Source organism: Arthrobacter sp. KBS0702, from assembly GCF_005937985.2.
Taxonomy (GTDB): domain Bacteria; phylum Actinomycetota; class Actinomycetes; order Actinomycetales; family Micrococcaceae; genus Arthrobacter.
The window spans coordinates 1,673,341-1,690,746 of the sequence record NZ_CP042172.1 but is presented as its reverse complement, the minus strand read 5'-3'; the positions used below and the strand labels follow the sequence as shown (position 1 = coordinate 1,690,746).

Here is a 17,406-nt window from a genome sequence, read left to right as displayed (position 1 = left end):
CGAAAGTCACCCCCTGCGGGCACCGCGGCCGCGGGTGTGCGGGACGCCGGTGCCCGGGCCGGTAGGCTTTCCGGGCGGGCACTTTGGGCCGGCTTGAGGGCGGGCGGCCAGCCGGACGCCGCCATTCCCAGTGGCAAGGACTGAGCATGAACAAGAAATCCACCCCCAGCCCCCCGGTCCCCGGCCTCCCTTGGGCGGACCGTCCGTGGACGAAGCAGTACAGCCCGGGAGTCCCCGCCAACCTCAAGCTGCCCAAGGGTTCGCTCGTGGACCTGATGGACTCCTCCGTCCGGCGTTTCGGAGCCAAGACGGCCCTGGAGTTCTTCGGGGCCCGGACCAGCTACCGGGAACTGGGTACCCAGATCAGCCGGGTGGCCGCCGGGCTAAAGAAGCTCGGCGTAAAAGCCGGCGACCGGGTCGCCCTGGTCCTGCCGAACTGCCCACAGCACGTGATCGCCTTCCACGCCGCCCTGCGGCTCGGCGCCGTCGTGGTCGAGCACAACCCGCTCTACACTGACCGTGAACTGCGCCACCAGTTCGAGGACCACGGCGCCGCCGTCGCGATCGTCTGGGACAAGGCGGTGGACCGGGTGCTGCGGCTCCCGGCCGACGTCGCGCTGCGTAGCATCGTCTCGGTCGAGCTGATCCCGGCGATGCCGCTGAGCAAGCGGCTCGCGCTGCGGCTGCCGCTGCCCTCAGCACGCAGGGCGCGGGCGGCCCTCTCGGCCGGGAAACTGTCCGCAGGAAGACCGTCCGCAGGAAGATCCGCACGCCAGTCCGGCGGCGTCCGGCGCCAGGTCCTGCCGTGGCGCGACCTCCTTGACGCCGGCGAACTGAAGAAGCGGCACCCGCGGCCCGCGCCGGAGGACCTGGCGGTGCTGCAGTACACGTCCGGCACCACCGGCACGCCCAAGGGCGCCATGCTGACGCATGCCAACCTGCAGGCCAACGCCGCCCAGGGCCGGGCCTGGGTGCCGGGCCTCAAGGACGGGCGCGAAACCGTGTACGCGGTGCTCCCGATGTTCCACGCGTACGGACTGACCCTGTGCATGACCTTCGCGCTGAGTACCGGTGCCAGGCTGGTGCTATTTCCCAAGTTCGACGTCGACCTGGTGCTGAAGGCGCACCGGAAGTCCCCGGCGACCTTCCTGCCCGCGGTACCTCCGATTTACGACCGGCTCGCGGCCGCGGCGGCCCGGCAGGGCGTCAGCCTCAAAGGCATCCGCTACTCCATCTCCGGAGCCATGAACCTGCCGGCCGCGACGGTGGAGACCTGGGAGCGGGCGACCGGTGGCTACCTGATTGAGGGCTACGGGCTGACCGAGACCTCGCCCATCTCGGTGGGCAACCCGTTCGGACCCAGCCGGAAGCCGGGTACGGTGGGCGTGCCGTTCCCGCTGACGGACATCCGCGTGGTGGATCCGCAGAACGTCCTGATCGACCGTGGCCCCGGCGAGCCGGGCGAGCTGCTGATCCGCGGGCCCCAGGTGTTCGCCGGCTACTGGAACCGGCCGCACGAAACGGAGGAGGCGCTGCTGGAGGGCGGCTGGTTCCGCACCGGCGACATCGTGTCGGTGGACAACGACTTCTTCGTCACGATCCGGGACCGGATCAAGGAGCTGATAATCAGCGGCGGCTTCAACATCTCGCCCACCGAGGTGGAGGACGTCCTCGCCGATTTCCCGGGGATTGCCGAGGTCTCCGTCGTCGGCCTGCCCCGGCCCGGCGGGGGCGAGGACGTTGTGGCCGCCGTCGTCCCGGCCGCGGGCGCTACGGTCGACACCGGCGCCCTCCAGGACTTCGCGCGAGGGCACCTGGCAGCCTACAAAGTCCCGCGACGCGTGGTGGTGCTGGACGAGCTGCCGCGCTCGCTGATCGGCAAGGTCCTGCGCCGGGAGATCCAGGACATGCTGGCGGCCGGCTGACGGGTCGCTGGGAACCCGCCAGCCGGCGGTGCCATCTTCCTGCCCCTGGACGCGGCGCCCGCTCGTGTACCGCGTCAGGGCGCCGGGTGCCGGGGGGCGCGAACCCGCCTCCAGAAGCTGATGGTGCTACCAGAATGCGGGCACGTTCTTGCGAAAAACTTGGATCGACCCTCCCGCCGCCAACCGCGCCCGGCGTTCGGAGGGCCCGGACCGCCGCAGGATCTGGGCAATTGCTTGCGGCGCTCCGGGCAAGCTGATAGGCCTGTTATGGGCGTGCGGGTAGGGTGCCTAGAGAAGTTGTGCCCGCCGCCGGGCCACCGGCGGCGTCTGCAGAAGGGAAGTTGACGTGACTCGTAAGACTCCGCGCATTGAGGAAACCAGCGAAAAGGACCTGGAGGTCGGCAAGGGACCGAAGCACTGGGCTGCCGGTGTCCCGGGCGTTTACCATTCGATGGTCCCGGCCGTGGAGCAGATGGGCCTCAACCGGACCCGCAAGACGGTCATGAAGATGAACCAGAAGGACGGTTTCGACTGCCCGAGCTGCGCCTGGCCTGACCCGCATCACCGGAAGGCCTTCGAGTTCTGCGAAAACGGCGCCAAGGCCGTCACCTGGGAGGCGACGCCGGTGGTCATCCCGACGTCGTTCTGGGCGGAGCACTCGGTGAGTGAACTGCGGGACCGCTCGGACTACTGGCTGGGCATGCAGGGCCGGCTGACCGAGCCGGTCTATAAGCCCAGCGGCGAGGACCACTACAAGCCGATCAGCTGGGACGACGCCATCCGGATCATCACGGAGAAGCTCAAGGGCCTGGACTCCCCGGATGAGGCCTCCTTCTACACCAGCGGCCGCACCTCCAACGAAGCTGCCTTCCTGTACCAGCTGCTGGTCCGTGGCTACGGCACCAACAACCTGCCGGACTGCTCCAACATGTGCCACGAGTCCTCGGGCTGGGCGATGGGCCAGACCATCGGCATCGGCAAGGCCACGGTCAACTTCGACGATTACGCGGACGCGGACCTGATCATCATCATGGGCCAGAACCCGGGCACCAACCATCCGCGCATGCTGACCGAGCTGGAGAACTGCAAGGAGAACGGCGGCGAAATTGTCGCTGTCAACCCGCTCCCCGAGGCCGGGCTGCACCGCTACAAGAACCCGCAGAAGGTCAGGGGCATCATCGGTCGCGGCACGTCCATCGCCGACCAGTTCCTGCACATCCGGATCGGCGGGGACATGGCCCTGCTGCAGGCCGTCTCCAAGCGGGTGCTCGACGCCGAAGCGAAGAACCCCGGCACCGTCTTGGACCACGCCTTCCTCGCGGAGCACTGCGAAGGGCTCGAGGAGCTCAAGGAACACCTGGCCCTGCTCGACGAGCAGGCAGTGCTGGAAGCGACCGGGCTGCGCACCGAGGAGATCGACGAGCTTGCCGCCCGCTACCTGAAGGCCGAGAAGGTCATCATCACCTGGGCCATGGGGATCACGCAGCAGAAGAAGGGCGTGGCCACGATCAAGGAGATCATCAACCTGCTCCTGCTGCGCGGCAACATGGGCAAGCCCGGCGCGGGCGCCTCACCCATCCGCGGCCACAGCAACGTGCAGGGCGACCGCACGATGGGCATCTGGGAACAGATGCCGCAGTCGTTTATGGAAGCCCTCGGCGAGGAATTCGACTTCGAACCGCCCCGCGAGCACGGCGTGGACGCGGTCGAGACCATCAACAAGATGCAGGACGGCGAGATCAAGGTGTTCATGGCCGTCGGCGGCAACTTCGTCGGCGCCATTTCCGACACCAACGCCGCCGAGGCCGCGATGGCCGGGACGGAAATGTCCATCCAGGTCTCCACCAAGCTCAACCGCTCGCATGTGGTGACGGGCGCCGAGGCCCTGATCCTGCCCACCATGGGCCGGAGCGAGATCGACATCCAGGAATCCGGCGAGCAGTTCGTCTCGGTGGAGGACACCGTCTGCGCGGTCCACCCCTCATGGGGCAGCGTGGAGCCCGTTTCACACCACCTGCTCTCCGAACCGGCCATCCTCAGCCGGCTCGGCAAAGCCCTCGTCGGCGACAAGATCAAGGCGGACTGGGACGGTTACGAGAAGAACTACGACCTGATCCGCGACCACATTTCGCGGGTCGTGGGCGGCTGCGAGGACTACAACACCAGGATCCGCCAGGAAGGCGGCTTCATCCTTGAGAACGGACCCCGGGACTCGCGCACCTTCCCGACGCCGACCGGCAAGGCCGTGCTCACGGTGAACGAACTCGAACACGTGGAGCGGCCGGAGGGCACCCTGATCCTGCAGAGCATGCGCTCGCACGACCAGTTCAACACCACCATCTACGGCCACAACGATCGCTACCGGGGCATCAAGAAGGGCCGCCACGTGGTGTTCGTGAACCCGGACGACATCAGGGAACTGGGCCTCTCGGACGGCCTCTACGTGGACATCCACGGCCAGTACCAGGACGGCGTCGAACGGGTGCTGCGCAAGTTCCGTGTTGTCTCGTACCCGACGGCGCCGGGCTGCGCCGCCGCATACTACCCGGAGGCCAACGTGCTGGTGCCGCTCAACCACACCGCCGAAGGCAGCAACACGCCGATCTCGAAGGCCGTCATCGTCCGGCTGGAACCAAGCCTGGACCAGACGCCGGACAGCCCGGCCCGGCTCCACGCAGCCCCGGGAGTCACCTTGCCGGCTTAGGGCCGCCGGCACCTCCGCGAAACGCAGGCAGGCCGCGCCCCCGGTGGGGACGCGGCCTGCTCGCTTTTCGCTACTGCTGCGGTGTTACTGGGCCCGCTTGGCCCAGCCCTTCTCGTCCGGGCCGCCGGCCTCACCGTTTTCGCACAGCTCGATGACCTTGTTGGACGCGGCGTGTACCGCCTCCTGGGTGCTCTTGCGGCCGTTGGTGGACGCCGTCCCGGCGGCGTAACCGACGATGAAAGCGCTGATGGCGTCCGCGTGCGGCCCGACCGCCTTCAGTGACTCGTCCGCGACTTCGACGATCTTGTCGTGGTCGACTTCCAAATCCAGGATCTGCAGGGCCTGGATCAGTCGGGCGCTCCAGTGCCGCAGCGAGCTGTCTTCATCTCGGGGCAAAGTCATGTGCTACTCCTCATCGTCGGATGCTTGGGGTCAAGCGGGTGTCCCTCAAGGGGTAGCACCGATTCCCGCCAATGTGCAACGCGACACAGCCGCTCACCGCCAAGTCGCCGGCTCCCCCGGCCGTCAACTCCACAGGGCGACATGGAATTTCGAGCCGCGGCGCTCCAGCCCGCGCGAACCGCCCCGGGCGACCATTGACGCCGTCGCATCGGCCGTGCGGACAAAACGCTGCAGGGTTTTCGCCATGGTGGTGGTCCGGTGCTGGTCCAGGGTGCTGGCCCACCACAGCCCCGGCACCGGGGTTCCGGCCACGGGAACCCGGATCAGCGCACCGCTGAGGACCTCGGCCCGGACGATGTGTCCGATCGCCAGCATGATCCCCTCCCCCGCCCGCACGGCCGCCAGGGCATCCGTCTCGCTGCTGAGCCTGATGATTTCCGGCACGACGCCGAGGCCCGCGAGCCAGCGTCCTTCCTCCGAGCTGTCCAGGATGCCCGCGGGCCCGGCGAACCACGGCCTTCCCAGCAGCCGTTCCACGGCCAGGGGGCCGCGCATCCGGCCGAGCGGGTCGCCGGCGTCCGCCACGAAGACCCGCTGGTAGCGCAGGAAGGGGACGGACTCGAGGCCTTGTTCGGTGGCGGGGGTACCCGCTGGGGCCAGCGGCCGGGCCCCCAGGGCGATGTCGTAGGCGCGTTCCAACAGGAGTCCCACCAGGTCCTCCGCCGCCACGGCGACCACGTCCACGGAGGCGCCCGGGACACGTTTGGTGAACAGGTCCAGCAGCCGGCCCGCCGCGTGCTCGGCGAACGGCGCCGTGGCGGCGATCTTCAGCTGCCCGGCGTCGTTCTTGGCGTTGGCGACCTCCCAGCGGGCCTGGTCCGCCAGCCCGACGATGTCCTGGGCGTAGTCCGCCAGCGCCCGCCCGCCCGGGGTCAGGGTGATCCCGCCCGGGGACCGCACAAACAGCGGGTCGCCCAGGTCCTGCCGGAGCGCCGCCAGGGCAGCGGAGACGGCCGGTTCGCTGACTTCCAGGGCCGTTGCAGCGGCGTGAAGCGAGCCCAGGCGTGCCACCAGCGCGAACGTCCGCAACTGGCTCAACGTCATCGACACGGCTTCATAACCTTTCGCTTATGTCGATATTGACACCCCCGTCGGGGCGGGGCAACACTTGCCTTAAATCGGCGCCGCGCGACGTTGCCTGCGCCCTGGAGTGAGGTGGGACTATGCAGATTCCGGCTCCATTCGACTATGTTCGGGCCACCACGGTGGAGAACGCGCTCGAACTCCTGGCCCGCCACGGCCCCGAATCGCGGATCATCGCCGGCGGCCACAGCCTGCTTCCGATGATGAAACTGCGGCTCGCCCGGCCCGAGTGGCTGATCGACATCAACGACCTCTTCGAACTGGACTTCATCCTGCGCGACGGCGGGGAGCTGCGCGTCGGGGCCCTCACCCGGCACAGCACGCTGCTGGAATCAGAGGAGATCGCCGGGCTGTTCCCGATTGTCCGGGACGCCGAACGCGTGATTGCCGACCCGGTGGTGCGCAACCGCGGCACCATCGGCGGCTCCCTGTGCCAGGCCGATCCCGCCGAGGACCTCTCCACGGTCTGCGACGTCCTCGGCGCCGTAGCAGTGGTCCGCGGGCCCGGCGGCGAGCGCGTCCTGTCCATGCGGGACTTCCACCGCGGCCCGTACCAGACCGCCGTCGGGCCGGACGAACTGCTGTCCGAACTCCGCTTCCCGATCCGGCCCCGCTCGTCCAGCGCCTACGAGAAGGTGGAACGGCGCGTGGGCGACTGGGCAGTCGGTGCCGCGGGCGCAGCCGTGACCCTCGCCGAGGACGGCAGCATCGCCGACGGCGCCGTCGGGCTGACGGCGCTGGGCCTGGACCACTCGGTCGCGGAGGCCGCCGAACTGCTGCGCGGCAAGCGCCCCTCCGAAGAGCTGTACGCCGACGCCGGCCGGCTGGCGGCCGAAGCCTGCGACCCGGTGGCGGACCAGCGCGGGCCGGTCGACTACAAACGGCATCTGGCCGACGAACTCACCCGGCGGGTCCTGCGACGGGCCTGCGCCCGCGCCGCCCGGACGGCCGAACAGACACAGGAAGGCTGAAGCGCATGCAGATCAGCATGACCGTGAACGGCAACGAAGTAACGTCCGAGATCGAACCCCGGGTGCTCCTGGTGCATTACATCCGGGAGGTGCTGGGCCTGACCGGCACCCACTGGGGCTGCGACACCAGCAACTGCGGGACCTGCGTGGTCCTGATGGACGGCCAGCCGGTGAAGTCCTGCACTGTCCTCGCGGCCATGGCCGCCGGGCACGACATCCGCACCGTGGAGGGGCTCGCCACCGGGGCCACGCTGGACCCGGTCCAGCAGGGCTTTATGGAGGAACACGGGCTGCAGTGCGGCTTCTGCACCCCGGGCATGATGCTCACCGCCCGCGCCCTGCTCGATAAGAACCCGCACCCGGATGAGGGCGAGATCAGGCAGGCCATCTCCGGGCAGATCTGCCGGTGCACCGGCTACGCGACGATCGTCCGCTCGGTGCAGTGGGCCGCCGCCCATCCGGCCGCCACTGCCGATGCCGGCGGCGAAGGCGCCGACGAGGTCCTCGACGGCACCGACACCGTGGTGGAGGACGTCGCCACGGAAACCGACAACGCAGAGGTGAAGGCATGACTGTCATCCATGAGCGGGGAATCAACCCCGCGGCCGGCGACGCGGACCGCCCGATCGGCTATGGCCGCATCCAGCGCAAGGAAGACCCACGTTTCGTCCGCGGCAAGGGCCACTACATCGATGACCTGGTGCTGCCCGGCATGCTGCACGGCGCGATCCTGCGCGCCCCGGTGGCCCACGCCCGGCTCGTGTCGATCGACACCACCAACGCCCTGGCCCATCCCAAAGTGCTGGCCGTCATCACCGGCAAGGACCTGGAGGGCCTCAAGCTCGCGTGGGCGCCGACGCTCTCCGCCGACGTGCAGGCAGTGCTGGTCACGGACAAGGTCCGGTTCCAGGGCCAGGAGGTCGCCTTCGTTGTGGCCGAGGACCGGTACGCCGCCCGCGACGCCCTGGAACTGATCGACGTCGAATACGACGTGCTGCCGCCGCTGGTCGACGCGCGCAAGGCCCTCGACGCCGACGCCCCCGTCATCCGGGACGAAATCGCCGGCCGGACGGACAACAAGATCTTCGACTGGGAGATCGGCAACGCGGCGGAAACCGAGGCCTTGTTCGCGAGCGCCGACGTCGTGGTCAGCCAGGAGATGGTCTATCCGCGGGTGCACCCGGCGCCGATGGAAACCTGCGGCGCCGTCGCCGACTTCGATGCCGTCAACGGCAAGCTGACCCTCTACGAGACCACGCAGGCCCCGCACGCCCACCGCACGCTGTTCGCGATCGTCGCCGGCATCCCGGAGCACAAGATCCGGATCGTGTCCCCGGACATCGGCGGCGGCTTCGGCAACAAGGTGGGCATCTACCCCGGCTACATCCTCGCTGTCGTCGGCTCCATCGTCACCGGCCGGCCGGTGAAATGGGTGGAGGACCGTTCCGAGAACCTGATGTCCACCTCCTTCGCCCGCGACTACATCATGCAGGGCGAGATCGCCGCGACCAAGGACGGGAAGATCCTGGCCCTGCGCACCAACGTGCTGGCCGACCACGGTGCCTTCAACGCCACCGCCCAACCCACCAAGACCCCGGCCGGCTTCTTCTCCATCTTCACCGGCAGTTACGACCTGCAGGCCGCCTACTGCAAGGTGACCGGCGTCTACACCAACAAGGCACCCGGCGGCGTGGCCTACGCGTGCTCCTTCCGCGTCACCGAGGCCGTGTACCTCGTGGAGCGGATGGTGGACATCCTCGCCCGGAAGCTGGAGATGGACCCCGCGGAGCTGCGGCTGAAGAACTTCATCAAGCCGGAGCAGTTCCCCTACGAAAACAAGACCGGCTGGGTCTACGACTCGGGCAACTACGAGGCGGCCATGCGCAAATCCATGGAGCTGGCCGGCTACGAGGATCTGCGGCGCGAACAGGTCGAGAAACGGGCCAAGGGCGAGCTGATGGGCATCGGCATCTCCTTCTTCACCGAGGTCGTCGGCGCCGGGCCGCGCAAGCATTTCGACATTGTCGGCCTGGGCATGGCCGACGGCGCCGAACTGCGGGTGCACCCCACCGGCAAGGCCGTGGTCCGGATCTCCGTGCAAAGCCAGGGCCAGGGGCACGAAACCACCTTCGCCCAGATCGTCGCCGAGGAACTCGGCATCCCGCCGGAGAACATCGACGTCGTCCATGGCGACACGGACCAGACGCCGTTCGGACTGGGCACCTACGGCAGCCGCTCGACGCCGGTCAGCGGCGGCGCCGTCGCGCTGGTTGCCCGCAAGGTGCGGGAGAAGGCGAAACTGATCGCCGCCGCCATGCTGGAGACCCGTCCGGAGGACCTGGAATGGGAAAAGGGCCGCTGGTTCGTGAAGGGCGACCCCACCGCGGGGAAGACCATCGAGGACATCGCGATGGCGGCCCATGGCACCCTGACCCTGCCGGAGGGGGTCGACGGCAACCTGGATGCGGAAGTCACCTACGACCCGCCCAACCTCACCTTCCCGTTCGGCGCCTACATTTGCGTCGTGGATGTCGACCCGGGCACCGGGCACGTCAAGGTGCGGCGCTTCGTGGCGGTCGACGATTGCGGGACCCGGATCAACCCGATGATCATCGAGGGCCAGGTCCACGGCGGGCTGACCGACGGCGTCGGGATGGCCCTGATGGAAATCATCGAGTTCGACGCGGACGGCAACAACCTCGGCGGCTCCTTCATGGACTACTTGATCCCCACCGCCATGGAAGTGCCGGACTGGGAGACCGGCTTCACGGTTACGCCATCCCCGCACCACCCCATCGGCGCCAAGGGCATCGGCGAGTCCGCGACGGTCGGCTCCCCGCCGGCGATCGTTAACGCGGTGGTGGACGCGCTGGCGCCGTTCGGCGTCGTGCACATGGACATGCCCTGCACCCCCGCCCGGGTCTGGGCGGCCATGCAGGGCCGGGCAAGGCCGCCGATCTGATGGCCAACACCGCAGAATCCCTCGCCGCCCGGGCCGGCGAGCTCACCGCCCGCCGCGAGCCGTTCGTGCACGCCACGGTGGTCCGCGCCCAGCATCCGACCAGCGCCCGCGCCGGGGACACCGCCCTGCTGCTGCCCGGCGGCGAGCTCCAGGGCTTCGTCGGCGGAAACTGCGTTGAGTCCTCGGTCCGGGAGTACGGGCTGCAGGTGCTGGCCTCCGGGGAGCCCCTCCTGCTGCGCGTCCTGCCCGGCGAGCCGTCGCACCGGTCCGAGGAGGGCGCCGTCGAGGTGTCCAACCCGTGCCTGAGCGGCGGTGCGATCGAGATCTTCCTGCAGCCCCGGATCCCGGCACCCCGGGTGGTGGTGGTCGGCGCAGCACCGGTGGCACAGGCGCTCGCCGAGCTGGGACCCGGCGTCGGCTTCGACGTCGAACTGGCCGAGGGCGAGGCGGCCCGGCCGCGTCCCGGGGACGCCGCCCTGATTGTCGCCTCGCATGGAAAGGCCGAAGAGGGGGCCCTCGAAGCGGCGTTGCGCGCCGGCGTGCCCTATGTCGCCCTCGTGGCCAGCGAAGTGCGCGGCGCGGCCGTGCTCGACTCGCTCGAGGTGGACGATGTGCTGCGTTCGCGGGTCTACACCCCGGCAGGGCTGCAGCTGGGCGCACGCACCCCCGGGGAAATCGCACTGTCCATCCTGGCCCAGCTGGTCCAGGAACGGGCCGTGGCACGGGCCCACGCAGACACCGGCGGGGTGCCGGCACCGTCCACCCCGCAGCCAAAGACCGCGGTGGACCCCGTGTGCGGCATGTCCGTGCCGGCGGTGGAATCGTCCCTGCACCTTGAGCACAACGGCGTCACCGTGTATTTCTGCTCCCCCGGCTGCCGCGCGGCCTTCCGCAAGGACCCGGAGCGCTATGCCCTCAGCACCTGACTCCCCCGCCCTGGCCGGCACCGCGGCCGTCATCCTGGCGGCCGGGGCCTCACGGCGCCTGGGCCGGCCCAAACAGCTGCTGCCCTACGGCGACGGCGTGCTGCTGGACGCCGTCCTCGCGACGGCACGGCGCTGCGGCTTCGCCCAGACCGTGCTGGCGCTGGGCGGCTCCGCCGCGGAGGTCCTGGGCGCCGTGGACACCTCGGGCTGCGAGGTGGCGCTCAACCCGGACTACGACGAGGGTTGCTCGTCCTCGATTGCCGCCGCGATGGCCCTGCTGCGGCCGGACACCAGCGCGGTGGTGCTGCTGCTGGGCGACCAGCCGGGCGTGCGGGCCGAGTACGTGGCGCCGCTGCTGCGGGCGCTGGCAGGGCAGCACAGTCCCGGCGCGGCCGTATGCCGCTACGACGACGGCGTCGGCCACCCCCTGGCGTTCAGCCGCCGGCTGCTGCCTGAACTGGCCTCGCTGCACGGCGACAAGGCCGTGTGGAAGCTGCTGGAGCAACGGGCAGACGACGTCGTCGAGGTCCCGACGCCGGGCACAGTCCCGCTGGATGTCGACACCGAGGACGACTACCGCCGGGTGCTGGCCGAGCTGCAGGGGGCCGGGTGAACACGGCGGCCCGGACAGGGGCCGAGGACGAGGTGCGGCGGCGGATCCCGGACGTGGCGTCGCTGATGGCGGCCCTGGACCAGCACGACTACCTGGCCGACGCGGGGCTGGCGACCGCCCTGTTCCTCGCGGTGCGGCTGCCGCAGCCCATCCTGCTCGAAGGCGAGGCGGGCGTGGGCAAGACGGAGGCGGCCAAGACCTTGGCGGAGCTGCTGGACACACCCCTGTTCCGGCTGCAGTGCTACGAGGGAATCGACGCCGGCGAGGCGCTCTACGAGTGGAACCACCAGCGCCAGCTGCTGGGCATCCGGCTGGCCGAAGCACGCGACGCCGAGGTCAGCGAAGCCGAGCTGTTCGGCCCCCAGTACCTGCTGCGCCGGCCGCTGCTGCAGGCCATCGAACACCCCGGGCCGCGACCGGCGGTGCTGCTGCTGGACGAAATCGACCGCGCCGACGCCGAGTTTGAGGCGTTCACCTTCGAGCTGCTGGCGGAGGCCTCCGTCACCATCCCCGAGCTCGGCACCATCCGCGCCACCCATCCGCCCATCGTTGTCCTGACTTCCAACCGCACCCGGGACCTGCACGACGCGCTGACCCGCCGCTGCCTCTACCACTGGATCGACTACCCCGGGCCGGCGCGGATTGCCGAGATCGTCCGCCGTAGGGTGCCGGCCAGCAGCGGCCCGCTGGCGTTGCAGGCCGCCGCGGTGATCACGCGGCTGCGGACCCTCGACCTGGCCAAACCGCCCGGCATTTCGGAGGCCATCGACTGGGTTTCGGCGCTCGCCGTGCTGGGCATTGAGCGGATCGACGCCGCCACCGCCGAACAAACCTGGGGCTCGATCGTCAAGAACCGTGACGACCTGGAACTGGTGGACTCACGCGGGGCCGCCTGGCTGGTGGGCGGCGCCGGTGACTGAGACGAGGCCGCCGGTGCAGGCTCCCGCGCCGGCGTTTGTGGAGGCTGCCGCCCTGGCCGCAGGCTTCATTACGGCGCTGCGCGGCGCCGGCCTCCCGTGCTCCCCGGACCGGGCCGCCCGGCTGGCACAGGCTCTCCGGCTGGTGCCGCCGACGAATCTGGAACGGCTCTACTGGACCCTGCGGGTGGTCCTGGTCTCCAGTCTCGAGCAGGTGCCGGTGTTCGACGCCGTGTTCGATTCAGTCTTCCGGGCCGGCTTCGATCCCGCCGCAGCGCTGGACCGCAGCGCCGGCACACCCGTGCCCGCGCCGCCGGCCCCGCCGCCCGACGAGGGGTCGCACCCCGGCCCGCCGCGGATAGCGGCCGCCCAACCGAGCCCGGCCGCACGGCCGGCCGGCGGCACCCTGCCGTGGCGACGGGCCGCGACGACGACGGCGCCCGCTCCGGCCCCGACCGGGAGGCCGTCCTCGCGATGGCGTCCACCGAGGAGCACCTGCACACTACAAACTTTGCCGAACTCTCCGAGCAGGAAGCCGCCGAGGTCCGGCGGCTGGCGGCCCGGATCCTGCTGGCGACGCCCTCGCGGCTGAGCCGGCGGACCCGAAAGTCCCCGCACAGCGGTGCCCGCCTGGACATCCGGGCCACGGTGCGGGCGGCCCGCCGCTCCGGCTACGACTCGCCCCGGATGCTCTACGCCCGGCGCCGCGAGCAACGCCGCAAACTGGTGCTCCTGTGCGACGTCTCCGCCTCGATGGAGTCCTACTCCCGGGTTTTCCTGGCCCTGCTGCAGGGCGCCGTCACGAACGCCGGGGCCGAGGCCTTCGTCTTCTCCACCCGGCTGACCCGCCTGACCCGGCAGCTGGCCCACCGCGATCCTGATCTGGCGCTTGCCCAGGCGGCTGCCACGGCGACGGAGTGGGCCAGCGGCACCAGGATCGCCGAGAGCTTCCGGCACTTCCTGGACGAATACGGCCGCCGTGGGCTGGCCCGGGGAGCCGTGGTGGTGGTGTTCTCCGACGGCTGGGCGCAGGAGGATCCGGGACAGGTCGGCGCCCAAATGGCCCGGCTGCGCCGGCTCGCGCACCGGGTGGTCTGGGTGAACCCGCGAAAGGCCGCACCGGGCTACCGGCCGCTGGCCGGCGGTATCGCCGCGGCCCTGCCCTACTGCGACGCCTTCGTCAGCGGACACAGCTACGCTGCGCTGGCGCAGCTCGCCGCCGCAATCCGGGGTGCAGGCCAGCCCGCGGCCGGCGGCCACGAAACGCGACTTGGAATGATCGGACGACAAGCGGAAGACAAGGGAGCAGCTCATGCAGATTGACAGCAGTTTTTCGGTGGTCGCACCGATCGGCAAGGTTTGGGACACCCTGATGGACTTCGAACGGGTGGCCGGCTGTCTGCCGGGCGCCCAGATCCTGAACAAACTCTCCGACGACGCCTACCAGGTAGGCATGACGGTCAAGCTGGGTCCGGTGAACTTGCAGTACAAGGGGCTGCTCAACGTGCTGGAGCGCAATGCCGCCGAGCACCGGGCCGTGCTGGGCGGCAAGGCCCAGGAGACGCGCGGCCAGGGCACCGCGGAAGCCCAGGTGACGCTGGCCCTCACGGAAGAAGGAACCACCACCCGTGGAACCGTGAGCGCCGACCTGGCGTTGTCCGGAAAGGCCGCGGCGATGGGCAAAAGCGTGATCGGCAGCGTCACGGAACAAATGATGGGGCTCTTCGCCAGCAACCTGCAGGCCATGCTCGCCGAACCCGGTGCCGCTGCCGGGGCCGGCGCCGGGACTGCTCCCGAAGTGGAGCCGGCGGCCGCGGCAGCCACGCCGGCCTCGTCCGCCGCCCCGGCAACTGCGCCCGCAACCACCGGGACCGGGACAACGACGCCGTCCCCGAGCACGACGCCGAGCACGCCGTCGCCGTCGCCGTCGGGCAGCCTCGACGCTTTCAGCCTGGCCAGAGGCATCGCCGCCGATCAGCTTTCCAGTCCCGGCAAGGTCCTGGGTCTGGTTGCCGTGGTGGCCTGCCTCGCCTACTGGGCCGGACGGCGGTCCGCGTTCCGCATGCTCCGCCTCTTCGGAAGGCTCTAGGGAGGGCACGGTGCGGGACGTCCTGGAAGCCATCATGCCGGACTGGCGGGATGGCAAGACCGCCGGCCTGGCGACGGTCGTGAATACGTTCAAGTCCGCCCCGCGGCTGCCCGGAGCTTCCATGGCCGTCACCGCCAGCGGCGCGGCCGTCGGCTCGGTTTCCGGCGGCTGCGTGGAAGGCGCCGTGTACGAACTCGCCAGCCAGGTCCAGGGAGACGGGGTCCCGGTGCTGGTGCGGTACGGGATCAGCGACGACGACGCGTTCGCCGTCGGCCTGACCTGCGGCGGGATCATCGACATCTTCGTCGAGCCGGTCTCGAGGCAACGCTTCGCGGAGCTCGAGGGCGTCCGGCAGGACATCGCCGACGGGAGGCGGGTGGGGGTGGCCACGGTCATCGAGCACCCTGACAGCAGCTGGCTGGGCCGGCATCTGGTGGTGCGCCCGGACGGCTTTGAGGGCAACCTGGGCTCCGAGCGCGCCAACCTGGCCGTCGGCGACGACACCCAGGGCTTCCTGGCGGCGGGCCGGACCGGCATCCTGAGCTACGGCCCGGACGGAGAGCGGCTGGACAGCGGGATGCGGATCTTTTTCTCGAGCTACGCGCCGGCGCCGCGTATGCTCGTCTTCGGCGCGATCGACTTCGCCTCGGCGCTGGCGCGGCTCGGCACCTTCCTCGGCTACCGGGTGACCGTCTGCGACGCCCGCGCCGTTTTCGCCACGCCGGCGAGGTTTCCCGACGCCGCCGAGGTGGTCAACGAGTGGCCGCACCGCTACCTCGCCGGGCAGCAGTCCCGTGGGCTGGTGGATGAACGGACCGTCATCTGCGTCCTCACCCACGACCCAAAATTCGATATTCCGCTGCTGGAGGTGGCCCTGCAGGGAAGTCCCGTGGCGTTTGTCGGGGCGATGGGCTCCCGCCGGACGCACGAGGACCGGCTGAGGCGGCTGCGCGAGGCAGGACTGGGCGGCGCCGAACTGTCAATGCTGCACAGCCCCGTGGGCCTGGACCTCGGCGCCCGGACCCCGGAAGAAACGGCGGTATCCATCGCCGCGGAGATCATCGCCAAGCAGTGGAGCGGCAGCGGCGAGCCGCTGCGGCAGCTGGACGAACGGATCCACCACGACGAACAGAACCGCGAACAGCCGCAGTCCTAGCCGGAGCTCGGCACCTGCCGCAGCGCCCCGGCCCGGCCGGGGCCCATCCGGGCCCCGGGAAGCCTAGCGGCCGGCGGCGGCGGGAACGGCCGAGAGCAGTTCCCGGTAGCGGGCGGCGTGGGCCGCAAGTTCCTCGGGCGTCGTCCGGGGCGCCGCATGCAGGACCAGGGGTTCTGCCATCTCCAGCCCGCAGAGGTGCGCGGTGGCCTCCAGGGGCCGCAGCAGCTCGGCCATGGTGAAGCGGTTGTGCCCCGTTGGCGTATAGGAGGATTCAGGGCCGCCGGTCGAGATGACCAACTGCAGCCGCTTGCCGTGCAAGGCGTCGCCGCCGGCACCATAGGCGAACCCGTAGGTGAGGACCTGGTCCATCCACTCTTTCAGCACCCCGGGAACTGAGTACCAGTGCCAGGGGAACTGCAGGACGATGGTGTCATGCCCGCGCAGGAGCTCCTGCTCCCGGACGGCGTCCACGCGCCGGTCGGGGTAAGCCGATGCGAGTTCCCGGACGGTGACGCCGTCGAGGTCCTTGATGGCGGCGGCGAGCGCCGCTGTGATCCGGGACGCCGCCAGGTCAGGGTGGGCAACGACGACGAGGGTGCGGTGAGCGGTCATGGAAGGTTTGTGCTTCTTTCAGAATCAGATTCGAGGCCCACCAGGGCGGCGCTGAGCTGCCAGAGGCGGTCAGCATCGGCCCGGCTGTAACTGCGTTTTGATGATTTCTTTGCCGTGCTGTTGGCAAAGTACTGGCCCGTGACATTTTCAAGTTCGGGCGCCGAGGCGAGATGGATGGACGTCTGCGCCCCCTGCTCCGGAGACTTCATCCACCGCTGCACCAGCGGCGTCAGGAACCCCTGCAGCGGGCCCGGATCCTCGGCCCCGAAGGCTGTCCGCACCACACCGGGGTGCAGCGCGTTGGCGGTGACCCGGGTGCCGGCGAGCCGGGCGGCGAGGCCGTAGGTGAACAGGACGTTTGCCAGTTTGGACTGGTTGTAGGCTCGCTGCCCCGAGTAGGATCGCTCGGCCTGAAGATCCGCGAAATCCATGCGGCCCATGGCCTGGGCTCCGGAGGAGACCGTCACCACCCGCGCGGGCGCGCTGTCCTTCAACGGCTCGAGCAGCAGGTTGGTGAGCAGGAACGGCGCGAGGTGGTTGAGGGCGAAGGTGTACTCAAGCCCGTCCGCGGTGAGTCGGCGGCTGTTCCAGAACCCGCCGACGTTGTTAACCAGGACGTCGAGGCGGTCCAGGGTCTGCATCACTTCGCCGGCCAGGCCGCGGACCTCTTGCTGGGAAGAGAGGTCCGCGATGAACACCTCGACTGGGGCCGAGGCTACCGCGCGGATCTCTTCCGCCGCCCGAGCCGCCCGCTCGGCGTCGCGTCCCGTGATGGCTACCCGCGCTCCCCTGGCTGCCAGCCCCAGCGCTGTGGCCTTGCCGATCCCGCCGGTACCCCCGGTGATCAGGACAGTCTTTCCCGCCATGGATTACGAGCCTCGTTCCCGGTGCCGCGTTCGCCGGATGACACTCCCTGCCGGCGGACCTAGACAGGATTGTCTAGGCCGGGATCGAAGTTATCAGACAGAATTGTCTGTGCACAAGCC

At 69.8% G+C, this 17,406-nt stretch carries 15 protein-coding genes; 11 read left to right on the top strand and 4 right to left on the bottom strand.

The window, feature by feature from the left end; translation table 11 throughout:
- Positions 1-146 precede the first annotated feature (146 nt).
- Together FFF93_RS07770 and FFF93_RS07765 are read left to right on the top strand one after the other, a co-directional pair.
- Positions 147-1,925 carry a long-chain-fatty-acid--CoA ligase gene (locus FFF93_RS07770; protein WP_138769426.1) on the top strand — a complete coding sequence of 593 codons (1,779 nt, stop codon included), beginning with the start codon at positions 147-149 and terminating at the stop codon, positions 1,923-1,925.
- A gap of 346 nt (positions 1,926-2,271) precedes the next feature.
- On the top strand, positions 2,272-4,629 hold the full coding sequence (locus FFF93_RS07765; protein ID WP_138769427.1) for an FdhF/YdeP family oxidoreductase: 2,358 nt from the start codon (positions 2,272-2,274) through the stop codon (positions 4,627-4,629).
- 84 nt (positions 4,630-4,713) lie between these two features.
- Here the strand turns inward: FFF93_RS07765 and FFF93_RS07760 are convergent, their stop codons facing one another.
- Both FFF93_RS07760 and FFF93_RS07755 read right to left on the bottom strand, forming a co-directional pair.
- Positions 4,714-5,031 carry a DUF6457 domain-containing protein gene (locus FFF93_RS07760; protein WP_138769428.1) on the bottom strand — a complete coding sequence of 106 codons (318 nt, stop codon included), beginning with the start codon at positions 5,029-5,031 and terminating at the stop codon, positions 4,714-4,716.
- A 123-nt stretch (positions 5,032-5,154) separates the two neighbouring features.
- Positions 5,155-6,135 carry a LysR family transcriptional regulator gene (locus tag FFF93_RS07755; RefSeq protein WP_138770481.1) on the bottom strand — a complete coding sequence of 327 codons (981 nt, stop codon included), beginning with the start codon at positions 6,133-6,135 and terminating at the stop codon, positions 5,155-5,157.
- Positions 6,136-6,254: 119 nt separating this feature from the next.
- Between FFF93_RS07755 and FFF93_RS07750 the strand changes: the two genes are divergently transcribed.
- The 9 genes from FFF93_RS07750 (at position 6,255) to FFF93_RS07710 (ending at position 15,808) form a co-directional block, all read left to right on the top strand.
- Positions 6,255-7,145 (top strand): xanthine dehydrogenase family protein subunit M, encoded by an 891-nt coding sequence (locus FFF93_RS07750; protein ID WP_138769429.1) that lies wholly within the window; start codon positions 6,255-6,257, stop codon positions 7,143-7,145.
- A 5-nt stretch (positions 7,146-7,150) separates the two neighbouring features.
- Positions 7,151-7,717 carry a (2Fe-2S)-binding protein gene (locus tag FFF93_RS07745; RefSeq protein ID WP_138769430.1) on the top strand — a complete coding sequence of 189 codons (567 nt, stop codon included), beginning with the start codon at positions 7,151-7,153 and terminating at the stop codon, positions 7,715-7,717.
- Entirely contained in the window at positions 7,714-10,107 is a 2,394-nt protein-coding gene (locus FFF93_RS07740; protein WP_138769431.1) for an aerobic carbon-monoxide dehydrogenase large subunit, read from the top strand. The genes FFF93_RS07745 and FFF93_RS07740 overlap by 4 nt, the downstream gene beginning before the upstream one ends.
- Positions 10,107-11,033, top strand: a complete 927-nt coding sequence (locus tag FFF93_RS07735; RefSeq protein ID WP_138769432.1) for an XdhC family protein — start codon at positions 10,107-10,109, stop codon at positions 11,031-11,033. Before FFF93_RS07740 ends, FFF93_RS07735 begins: the two co-directional genes overlap by 1 nt.
- On the top strand, positions 11,017-11,646 hold the full coding sequence (locus FFF93_RS07730) for an NTP transferase domain-containing protein (protein WP_138769433.1): 630 nt from the start codon (positions 11,017-11,019) through the stop codon (positions 11,644-11,646). Before FFF93_RS07735 ends, FFF93_RS07730 begins: the two co-directional genes overlap by 17 nt.
- Positions 11,643-12,566 carry a MoxR family ATPase gene (locus FFF93_RS07725; RefSeq protein WP_186372257.1) on the top strand — a complete coding sequence of 308 codons (924 nt, stop codon included), beginning with the start codon at positions 11,643-11,645 and terminating at the stop codon, positions 12,564-12,566. The genes FFF93_RS07730 and FFF93_RS07725 overlap by 4 nt, the downstream gene beginning before the upstream one ends.
- Before the next feature lie 408 nt (positions 12,567-12,974).
- Positions 12,975-13,886: a VWA domain-containing protein gene (locus tag FFF93_RS07720; RefSeq protein WP_144766410.1), complete on the top strand. Its 912-nt coding sequence runs from the start codon at positions 12,975-12,977 to the stop codon at positions 13,884-13,886.
- Positions 13,876-14,652, top strand: coding sequence for an SRPBCC family protein (locus FFF93_RS07715; protein ID WP_138769434.1), 777 nt, complete (start codon positions 13,876-13,878; stop codon positions 14,650-14,652). Before FFF93_RS07720 ends, FFF93_RS07715 begins: the two co-directional genes overlap by 11 nt.
- 10 nt (positions 14,653-14,662) lie before the next feature.
- Positions 14,663-15,808, top strand: a complete 1,146-nt coding sequence (locus FFF93_RS07710; RefSeq protein ID WP_138769435.1) for an XdhC/CoxI family protein — start codon at positions 14,663-14,665, stop codon at positions 15,806-15,808.
- A 63-nt stretch (positions 15,809-15,871) separates the two neighbouring features.
- On the opposite strand, the gene FFF93_RS07705 is transcribed toward FFF93_RS07710, so the two are convergent.
- Together FFF93_RS07705 and FFF93_RS07700 are read right to left on the bottom strand one after the other, a co-directional pair.
- On the bottom strand, positions 15,872-16,420 hold the full coding sequence (locus FFF93_RS07705) for an NAD(P)H-dependent oxidoreductase (protein ID WP_138769436.1): 549 nt from the start codon (positions 16,418-16,420) through the stop codon (positions 15,872-15,874).
- Positions 16,417-17,286, bottom strand: a complete 870-nt coding sequence (locus FFF93_RS07700) for an SDR family NAD(P)-dependent oxidoreductase (RefSeq protein WP_138769437.1) — start codon at positions 17,284-17,286, stop codon at positions 16,417-16,419. The genes FFF93_RS07705 and FFF93_RS07700 overlap by 4 nt, the downstream gene beginning before the upstream one ends.
- Positions 17,287-17,406: the final 120 nt, after the last annotated feature.